The 7,882-nt window shown below is 70.9% G+C and carries 8 protein-coding genes; 6 read left to right on the forward strand and 2 right to left on the reverse strand.

Going from position 1 to position 7,882, the window contains the following annotated elements:
- Window positions 1–262 precede the first annotated feature (262 nt).
- The 5 genes from VH112_14805 to VH112_14825 all read left to right on the forward strand — a co-directional run bounded on the left by VH112_14805 (window position 263) and on the right by VH112_14825 (window position 5,461).
- Window positions 263–967: a TetR/AcrR family transcriptional regulator gene (locus VH112_14805; protein ID HEX4541508.1), complete on the forward strand. Its 705-nt coding sequence runs from the start codon at window positions 263–265 to the stop codon at window positions 965–967.
- Between the two features lie 62 nt (window positions 968–1,029).
- Complete coding sequence (locus VH112_14810) at window positions 1,030–2,289, forward strand: cytochrome P450 (GenBank protein ID HEX4541509.1); 1,260 nt, start codon at window positions 1,030–1,032, stop codon at window positions 2,287–2,289.
- Between the two features lie 132 nt (window positions 2,290–2,421).
- Window positions 2,422–3,903 (forward strand): sialidase family protein, encoded by a 1,482-nt coding sequence (locus tag VH112_14815; GenBank protein HEX4541510.1) that lies wholly within the window; start codon window positions 2,422–2,424, stop codon window positions 3,901–3,903.
- Window positions 3,904–4,038: 135 nt separating this feature from the next.
- Window positions 4,039–4,575 carry a TraR/DksA C4-type zinc finger protein gene (locus tag VH112_14820; protein HEX4541511.1) on the forward strand — a complete coding sequence of 179 codons (537 nt, stop codon included), beginning with the start codon at window positions 4,039–4,041 and terminating at the stop codon, window positions 4,573–4,575.
- A gap of 10 nt (window positions 4,576–4,585) precedes the next feature.
- Window positions 4,586–5,461: a DUF72 domain-containing protein gene (locus tag VH112_14825; GenBank protein ID HEX4541512.1), complete on the forward strand. Its 876-nt coding sequence runs from the start codon at window positions 4,586–4,588 to the stop codon at window positions 5,459–5,461.
- A gap of 31 nt (window positions 5,462–5,492) precedes the next feature.
- Here the strand turns inward: VH112_14825 and VH112_14830 are convergent, their stop codons facing one another.
- A complete protein-coding gene (locus tag VH112_14830) occupies window positions 5,493–5,966 on the reverse strand; it encodes a hypothetical protein (GenBank protein ID HEX4541513.1) in 474 nt (157 codons plus the stop codon).
- Between the two features lie 120 nt (window positions 5,967–6,086).
- On the opposite strand from VH112_14830, the gene VH112_14835 reads away from it, so the two are divergent.
- The gene (locus VH112_14835) at window positions 6,087–6,779 is read left to right on the forward strand and encodes a response regulator transcription factor (GenBank protein ID HEX4541514.1); all 693 of its coding nucleotides are present in this window, start codon (window positions 6,087–6,089) and stop codon (window positions 6,777–6,779) included.
- 9 nt (window positions 6,780–6,788) lie between these two features.
- Here VH112_14835 and mtnA read toward each other — a convergent pair whose 3' ends face one another.
- Entirely contained in the window at window positions 6,789–7,799 is a 1,011-nt protein-coding gene (gene mtnA / locus VH112_14840) for an S-methyl-5-thioribose-1-phosphate isomerase (GenBank protein ID HEX4541515.1), read from the reverse strand.
- Window positions 7,800–7,882 lie beyond the last annotated feature (83 nt).

The following is a 7,882-nucleotide window of genomic DNA, read 5'->3' on the forward strand; positions in this document are numbered from 1 at the left end:
GCCGGCGTCGCCGGCTCGAGGAGCGAGGCGCTGGCCTGGTGCGTCCGGCTGGTGGGTGACAACCAGGACGAGTGGCTCGACCGGCTGCGCCAGGCGCTGACCGCGGTCGAAGAAGCCCGGGAGACGGGTCCCGGCACAGGCGCGTAACGAGGACGGATCCCCTCGCCCCAGGGCGACGCCGCGGCCGATAGCACGCCGCGGCGGCGCCCGGGTCCCGCTGCGCTTGCCAAACCCGGTTGGGTCACGGCATGATGGTGGGAGAATGACGTTCTCCCGATCGGCGTACAACAGTCCCTCGGGCCCCCCGGGCCCGGGCGACACCGCCAGCTCAGCCGGCGGCAGCGAGTGGCAGGCCCGCGCCCTGCATCGGTCGCTGGAGCGGGCCCGGACCCGGTCGGTCGAGCGGATGGACCGGCTTGTCGCTGCGGCCCGGGAGCTGGCCAACGAGACGGGTACGGCGGCATTCACGGTCAGCCAGGTCACCGAGCGGGCCGGCCTGTCGCTCAAGAGCTTCTACCGCTGCTTCCCCGGCAAGGACGAGCTGCTCATCGCCCTGCTCGAGGAGGACAGCCGGGTGGGCGCCTCCATGCTGGCCGAAGCCATCGCGCCCCGGCCCGAAGGGGTCGAGCGCCTTCGGGCCTACGTGGACGGCCTGTTCGAGTTCCTGACCCTCCCGGGCGCCCTCGGCTACGCGGGGCTCCTCGTGCGCGAGCATCGGCGCCTGGCCGAGGGACACCCCGCCGAGCTTCGGGCGGCGCTGGCGCCCCTCATCGACATGCTCGCCGCCGAGCTCGCCGCCGCCGGCCTGTCCGAGGCGCTCAGCAGCGACCCGTCGCGCGCAGCCGACACCGTCTTCGGAGTCCTGCTCTCGGGCATCAACGACGTGACCCTGGGCCGGGCGGAGCCCCGGGAGGTCGCGGCCTACCTCTGGCGGTTCTGCTGGGCCGGCGTGCGAGGCAACAGCTGATCGCGCCGGAAGATCGACATCGGCCGGCCCTGAGGCCGGTTCGAGGACACGGAGGAGACGACATGGAGACCGAGCCCATCATGGAGACCGAGCCCGCTCCGTTCTCGGACCCGGTGCTGGCGGTGTTCTCGCAAGAGTCGGCCGATGACCCGCGTGAGGGGTACCAGTGGCTACGCGAGCAGTGTCCGGTCGGTCGCTCGGACATGGATGCGTCCCCGGTCATCTATATCTCCCGCTACGAGGACGTCCTCTGGGCCCTGCGCCACCCCGAGATCTTCTCGTCGGCCATGGACGCCGTGGCGATCGGCCAGGAGCAGCCGCTCATCCCGCTGCAGATCGACCCGCCTGACCACACTGGCTACCGACGGCTCCTCAACCCGGAGTTCACGCCCAAGAAGATGGCGGCCCTCGAGGCCGACGTACGCGTCCTCGTCAACCGGCTCATCGACGGCTTCGTCGATCACGGCAGCTGCAACTTCCACGAGGAGTTCGCCACGCCGCTCCCGTCCACCATCTTCCTGCGCCTCCTGGGGCTGCCCCAGGCGGATCTACCCATGTTCCTGCGATGGCGGGACAACACCGTCCGCCCCGATGTGGCCCGCGACGACTTCGAGGGCGCGGCCCGGATCAGGGAGGCGACGGGCCGGGAGATCAGCGCCTATTTCGAGCGGGCCATCGATGCGTCCCGCCGGGCTCCCGAGGAGGGTCTCCTCGGCCAGTTGGTACGCGCCGGCATGAACGGTCGAGAGCTCACCCGAGAGGAGCTCCTGGGGATCCTCCACCTCCTGCTCCTCGGCGGGCTCGACACGGTCACGGCCACCTTGGACTGCATGATCGCCTATCTCGCCCGCCACCCGGATCGCCGGCGCCAGCTGGTCGAGGACCCCTCGCTGATCGAGCCTGCGGTCGACGAGCTGCTGCGGCGGGAGACCCCGGTCCAGGTCGTGCTGCGCACGGCCACCCAGGACGTCGAGGTGCGGGGTGTCCAGGTGCGGAAGGGCGAGCTCGTGACGCTGGTGCTCGGCGCCGCCAACGGCGACGAGAAGCAGTTCCTGGCCGCTGACGCCTTCGAGCTGGCGGATGGTCACAACCACCACGTCGCCTTCGGCGGCGGGCCCCACCTCTGCCTGGGGGCCCACCTGGCCCGGCTCGAGCTGCGGGTCGCCATCGAGGAGTTCCACCGTCGGGTGCCGGACTACCGAATCGCCGACGGGGCCGAGATCCACTACTCGCCCGGCATCCGCCAGGCCGACCAGCTGCCCTTGGTGTTCGGCGCCCCTCGGGCCGAGCGTGCGGGCGAGGCCGCCGTCACCACCGCCTGAGCGACCCCCGGCGACGGCGACCGCCAGGGCGCCGGCCATCCGGATGGGCCGGCTTGCCAGTCGCACTGCCGCGGGTCTAGAAATCTCGCAGCATCTGCCCGGATCGTGACGCGCCTGACTGGGGAGGCCACGGTGACTCGTTCGCTGTTGTTGTTGCGCAGGGGCGCGCTCACCGGGGCGGCGCTGAGCCTGGTCGGCGGAGCGCTGGGCATGACGGCGCTGGCCGCCGGTGCCCAGGAGTCGAGGTCGCCCCACGCGCCACGGCCGGCCCCCGGGCCGCGCTCGCCAAAGGCGGTCACGGCCTTGACCACCTTCGCGACTGGCCAGCTTCAGGACACCGCGGTCGCGAACACGGCGAGCGGTTCGGGCTGCGGCACCAACGTCGCCGGCGAGCCGGCCATCCACGTGTCGCCCACCAACAACGTCTTCCTGTCGTCCGAGCGGGGCCTCGGCGGCGGCACGGATGTGTGGCGGGGTCTCGGCCAGCCCAGCGGCACGGGCGCCAGCGCCTGCAACCTCGAGTACCGCGGCCAGCCCAACGCCACCCAGGGGATCGGTCTGTCGGGCGGCGACACCGACCTGGCCATCGCCGGCGCGCCCAACAAGAGCGGCGCGTTCAACCTCTACGTCGCCAGCCTCAACCTGGCGTCGGTGGCGGTGGCCACCTCGGCCGACAACGGGGGCACGTTCAGCAACGTCCCGGTCCAGCTCGGCGTGCCGCTCGACGACCGACCGTGGATCGCCGCCTACGGCGCCGACACCTCCCTCCTCAGCTTCCACGACGTCGCGACCAACAACATCGACATCCTGCGGAGTGATTCCGACGGCGCGCCCTACACGCAGATCAGCCAGGCCATTCCCGCCTCGGACTTCAAGGTCTCGAACAACCAACACGGCAACCTGGTGATCGATCACCGCAACACGGCGGGGACAGTTGCCAACTCGGCGGCCAAGAGCCCGTTCTGGGCCTTCCAATCGTTCGTGGCTCCCTCGACGTCGTCGGGCTCCGCCCAGAATGAGGCGTACCTGGCCGTGTCGAACGACGGTGGCTACACGTGGGTCGACCGCCCTGTGTCCTGCAGTACCGGCTCGTCGCAGACCTCGCTTGGCCACAACTTCCCCGACGTCTCGATCGATCCGTCCGGCAACCTGTGGATGGCGTGGTCGAACGACGCCAACGTCGTCACGGCCGTCTCCAGCGACCACGGTGCCACCTGGACGTGCTCCGGTCCGGTCAGCGTCAACACCACCCAGGCCATCTTCCCGTGGCTGGTCGCCACCTCGGGCGGGGTCGACCTGGTGTACTACGCCAGCACGACGGCGCCCGGACCCAATCAGAGCTGGTCGGTGTACTTCGCCCAGAACCCGACAGGCACCGCGGGTGGCTGGGCGGCGCCGCAGCCGGTCGTGACCGTGCACAAAGGCACCGTCTGCGAGGCCGGGGCGACGTGCACATCGGGTCGCCAGCTGTTCGACGACTTCGGTGTGGACACGGACCAGTCGGGTTTCGCCCACATCGCTTACAGCCACGACGCGCCCGACGTGGGTGGCAGCAGCACCTACACGGGCTATGCCGTACAGACCGGCGGCACCGCGGTCGGCCCGCCCAACTGAGCCCGCCCAACTGAGCACGCCCAACTGAGCCCACTGGGCGGCGCCACAGCGCAAACGTCACCGAGCCGGTGAGGTTGCCGAGTCGGCATCGCGGGTAGTGCATCAAGGTTCGACGAACTGCGCTGAGGCGGTGCGATGCACATCACCCGAACTTCATCGGATCCCGCGAGCGGGGCGGGTCCGGTCGGCGGCGAGGCGTCCGCCACAGACTCCGCGGCGGCGCCCGTTGCTCACGGCGGCGGCCAGGCAGCTGACGCGCCGGGTTCCTTCCTCGCTGGACAGCGGGAGTTGCTCCGGCGGGCCCGGCTGAGCAGCGAGGCCCAGCGCGAGGAGTGCGAGGCGGAGCTGGCCAACCTGTCCGAGCTCAGCGGGCCCGACGAGGTGCAGTTCGACGACGAGTCGGGCGAGGGTGACAGCACGGGGGTTGCGAGAGACCGCGATCGCACGGTCGTCGAGCTGGCCAGGGCGACGATCGGTGACGTCGATCGGGCCCTGGCCAAGATCGAGGACGGCACCTACGGCCGGTGCGACCACTGCGGTGAGGCGATCGACCGGCGGCGATTGGAGGCAGTGCCGGCCGCCAGCCTGTGCCTCGACTGCAAAGGCAACCCCCGTGGTGGCGGGCTCTCGGCGCTCGTCCACCGCCACGGCCCCGCCAACGGCGGGCGGTGACCAGATCGCCGTGGGGGAAATCCTCGTCGGCACCGCGTCGTGGACGGATCGATCCCTCATCAAGTCCGGGTGGTACCCACCGGGTGTGAACTCGGCGGAGGCCAGGCTCGAGCACTATGCGTCCCGGTTTCCGCTCGTCGAGGTGGATTCGACCTACTACTTCCCGCCGGCCCCTGACATGGCCCGGCGGTGGACGGAGCGGACCCCCGACCGCTTCGTCTTCAACGTCAAGGCCTTCTCGCTCTTCACCCAACATCCGACGATCGCCGAGGCGATCCCGCGTGATCTTCCCCGTCCGGCCGACAAGAAGCGCCTCTACCCCAAGGACCTCGAGCCGGGCGTCGTGGACGAGATGTGGGATCGCTTCTGCTCGGCGCTGGACCCACTGCACCGGGCGGGCAAGCTCGGCGCCCTGCTGTTCCAGTTCCCTCCGTGGTTCACGCTGACGAGCGCCAACAAGCGCTACATCCTCGACTGCGTCCGGCGAGCCCGACCCCTGCGGATCTGCGTCGAGTTCCGCAACCAGAGCTGGCTGCGAGAGGACAACCGGGCGGAGACAATCGATCTCCTCGAGGGCTACGACATCGCCTACGTCTGTGTCGACATGCCCCAGGGCTTCCGGAGCTCGGTCCCGCCCGTGCTGCTGGCCACGTCGGATCTCGGCGTCGTTCGCTTCCATGGCCACAACGACGCCGAATGGGAGAGCGGCTCGGTGCAGCGCCGCTTCGCCTATCGCTACACCGAGGCTGAGCTCGGCGACTGGGTTCCCCGGCTTCGGCAGCTCTCGGAGCGGACGAAGGCCACCCACGTGCTCATGAACAACTGCCATGACGACTGGGCCCAGCGCAACGGCGAGGAGCTGTCCCGCTTGCTCGCCGAGGCTTAGGGCAACGACGCCAGCAGTCAGCGGTCAGCCGTCAGCGTTTGGTGGCCATCCTGAGGAGGCTGTGGGTTGCCTCGAGCTGGGTCGTGGCCCCATCGAGCTCACTGCCTGCCTGCACGATCAGGCCGCCGTCGTTGTGGACCGAGCCCGCGATGCAGTCGCTTGTCCCGCGGCCGAAGAGGTCGAGGGCAGCCCGAAGGTGTCCGGCCGCCACGACATCCGGGATCGGAGGGAGGGCCAGGTTCTGCTGGACGTCGTTCCACACCGTCTGGCACGCGCCGACCAATGCGGTCGTGTTGTAGGTGGCGGTGTACTCGGCGACCGTGCTGGTGTCGTACGAGAGGGTGGAGAACAGGTCGGCGTGCTGGCGTCCCCACGAGACGAGCGCCACCGTCGCCGGCGCCCTTGGCGCCGTGCTCCTCACCGTGGACGTGGCGCACGACGTCGCCGCGGCGCCCATGCCCGCCAGCGTGAGCGCCGCGGCGCCGATCCTCCCCCTCCTGCTCATCCCCTTCGGTCCTCTTCGCGTCGAGCGCTCCCGGCCGTGCTCACAGTACGGTCCATCGCTGACGATTATCTGACGAAATGCTGACGTTTCCCTGACGGACCCGGAGGGCACAATCACGCCATGGGGACTCCGGCCAGGACCGGCGTGCCGGCGAAAGTGCTGGTCGTGGAGGACGAGCCCATCGTCCGGGACCTGCTGGTCACGGTCATGCGGACCGAGGGCTACGAGGTCGTAGCCGCCGCCGACGCTGGCGCCGCCCTCAAGCAGGCCAAGTCCTTCCAGCCTCAGCTGGCCCTCATCGACGTGCGTCTCGGGAGCGGGCCCGACGGCTTCGCCGTCGCCCGCCGTCTCCGGGAGGAGGCCGATCTGTCGTTGTTGTTCCTCACCAGTGCCGACGAGGCCGAGGACATCCGGGCCGGGTTCGCCGCCGGCGCCGAGCTCTACGTCACCAAGCCGTTCTCTGTCGACTCCCTCCTCGTCCAGATCGAGGCGGTGCTGGCAAAGGCGGGCAAGTCACGCGACGCGCGCTGGGAGATGGGAGACGTCGTCATCGACGAGGCCGCCCGCGCCGTCACCCGAGCGGCGCAGCCGCTGGACCTCACCCCCATCGAGTTCGAGCTGCTGTGCCACCTCGTCCGGCGAGCTGGACGGGTCGTCACCAAGAGCCAGCTGCTGTCGGAGCTCTGGGGCTATCGGGACTACAGCCCCAATGTCGTCGAGCGCCACGTGAGCGCCCTGCGCCACAAGCTGGAGGCCAACGGACCGCGGCTGATCTATACCGTGCACAGCGCCGGCTACGTGTTCCGGCCCTGACCGCGCTGCTCAGCCGGCTGTGTCAGCGGCGCGAGCCAGCCCGGCCAGAGCCTCGAGGTATGGCGCCCGCGCGATCCCGTCTTCGGTCACGATCGCCGTGACCAGCTGAGCCGGTGTGATGTCGAAGGCGGGGTTCTCCACCTCGATCTCGGCCGGGGCGAGGCGCCGACCGGCGAGCTCCGCGACCTCGCCCCTGCCCCGCTGCTCGACGGGGATGGCCGAGCCGTCGGGACAGGACAGGTCGATCGTCGAGATCGGCGCCGCCACGTAGAACGGCAGCCCGTGGTGGGCGGCGAGCACGGCGAGCGAGTATGTGCCGACCTTGTTGGCCACGTCACCATTGGCCGCGACGCGGTCGGCCCCCACGACAACGCAGTCGACCCGACCGGCTGCCATCAGCGATCCCGCCGCCGAGTCGGCCACCAGGGTGGCGGGCACACCCAGGCGCCCGAGCTCCCACGCCGTGAGGCGGCTGCCCTGGAGCATCGGTCGGGTCTCGTCGACCCAGACCCGCGGGGCGCGGCCGCTCTCGTGCGCGGCCCGGACGATCCCGAGGGCGGTGCCGTATCCGGCGCAGGCCAGCGAGCCGGCGTTGCAGTGCGTGAGCACGCGTGCGCGCTCCGGCAGCAGCGGGGCGCCAAGGGCGGACAGGGCGCGGTTGCGGGCCACGTCCTCGGCGGCGACCCGCCGGGCCTCGGCGACTGGATCGTCGGCAGCCAGGGCCCGCTGCACCCCCCACTCGAGGTTGGCGGCGGTGGGCCGGGTGGCAACGATCCGCCGGGCCGCCGGCTCGAGCGGCTCACCCCCGGCCTGGGCGAGGGCAACGCCCATGGCGCCGGCGACCCCCAGGGCGGGCGCACCGCGGACGACCATGGCCCTGATGGCGTCACAGAGCTCGTCGACGGTGCGAGCGTCGACGTAGGCGAGCTCGCCCGGAAGCCGCCGCTGGTCGATCAGGCGGACGGCGCCGTCCCGCCACTCGATGGTGGGCGGGATCGGATCCGCAATGGCCTCACCCATGGCCTTACCGTATCGACACAGCCCGCCCGGGAGGCGGGCTCCGTGCACACGGCCCGCCCGGGAGGCGGGCTCCGCGCACACGG

Source organism: Acidimicrobiales bacterium (assembly GCA_036270875.1).
Taxonomy (GTDB): domain Bacteria; phylum Actinomycetota; class Acidimicrobiia; order Acidimicrobiales; family AC-9; genus AC-9.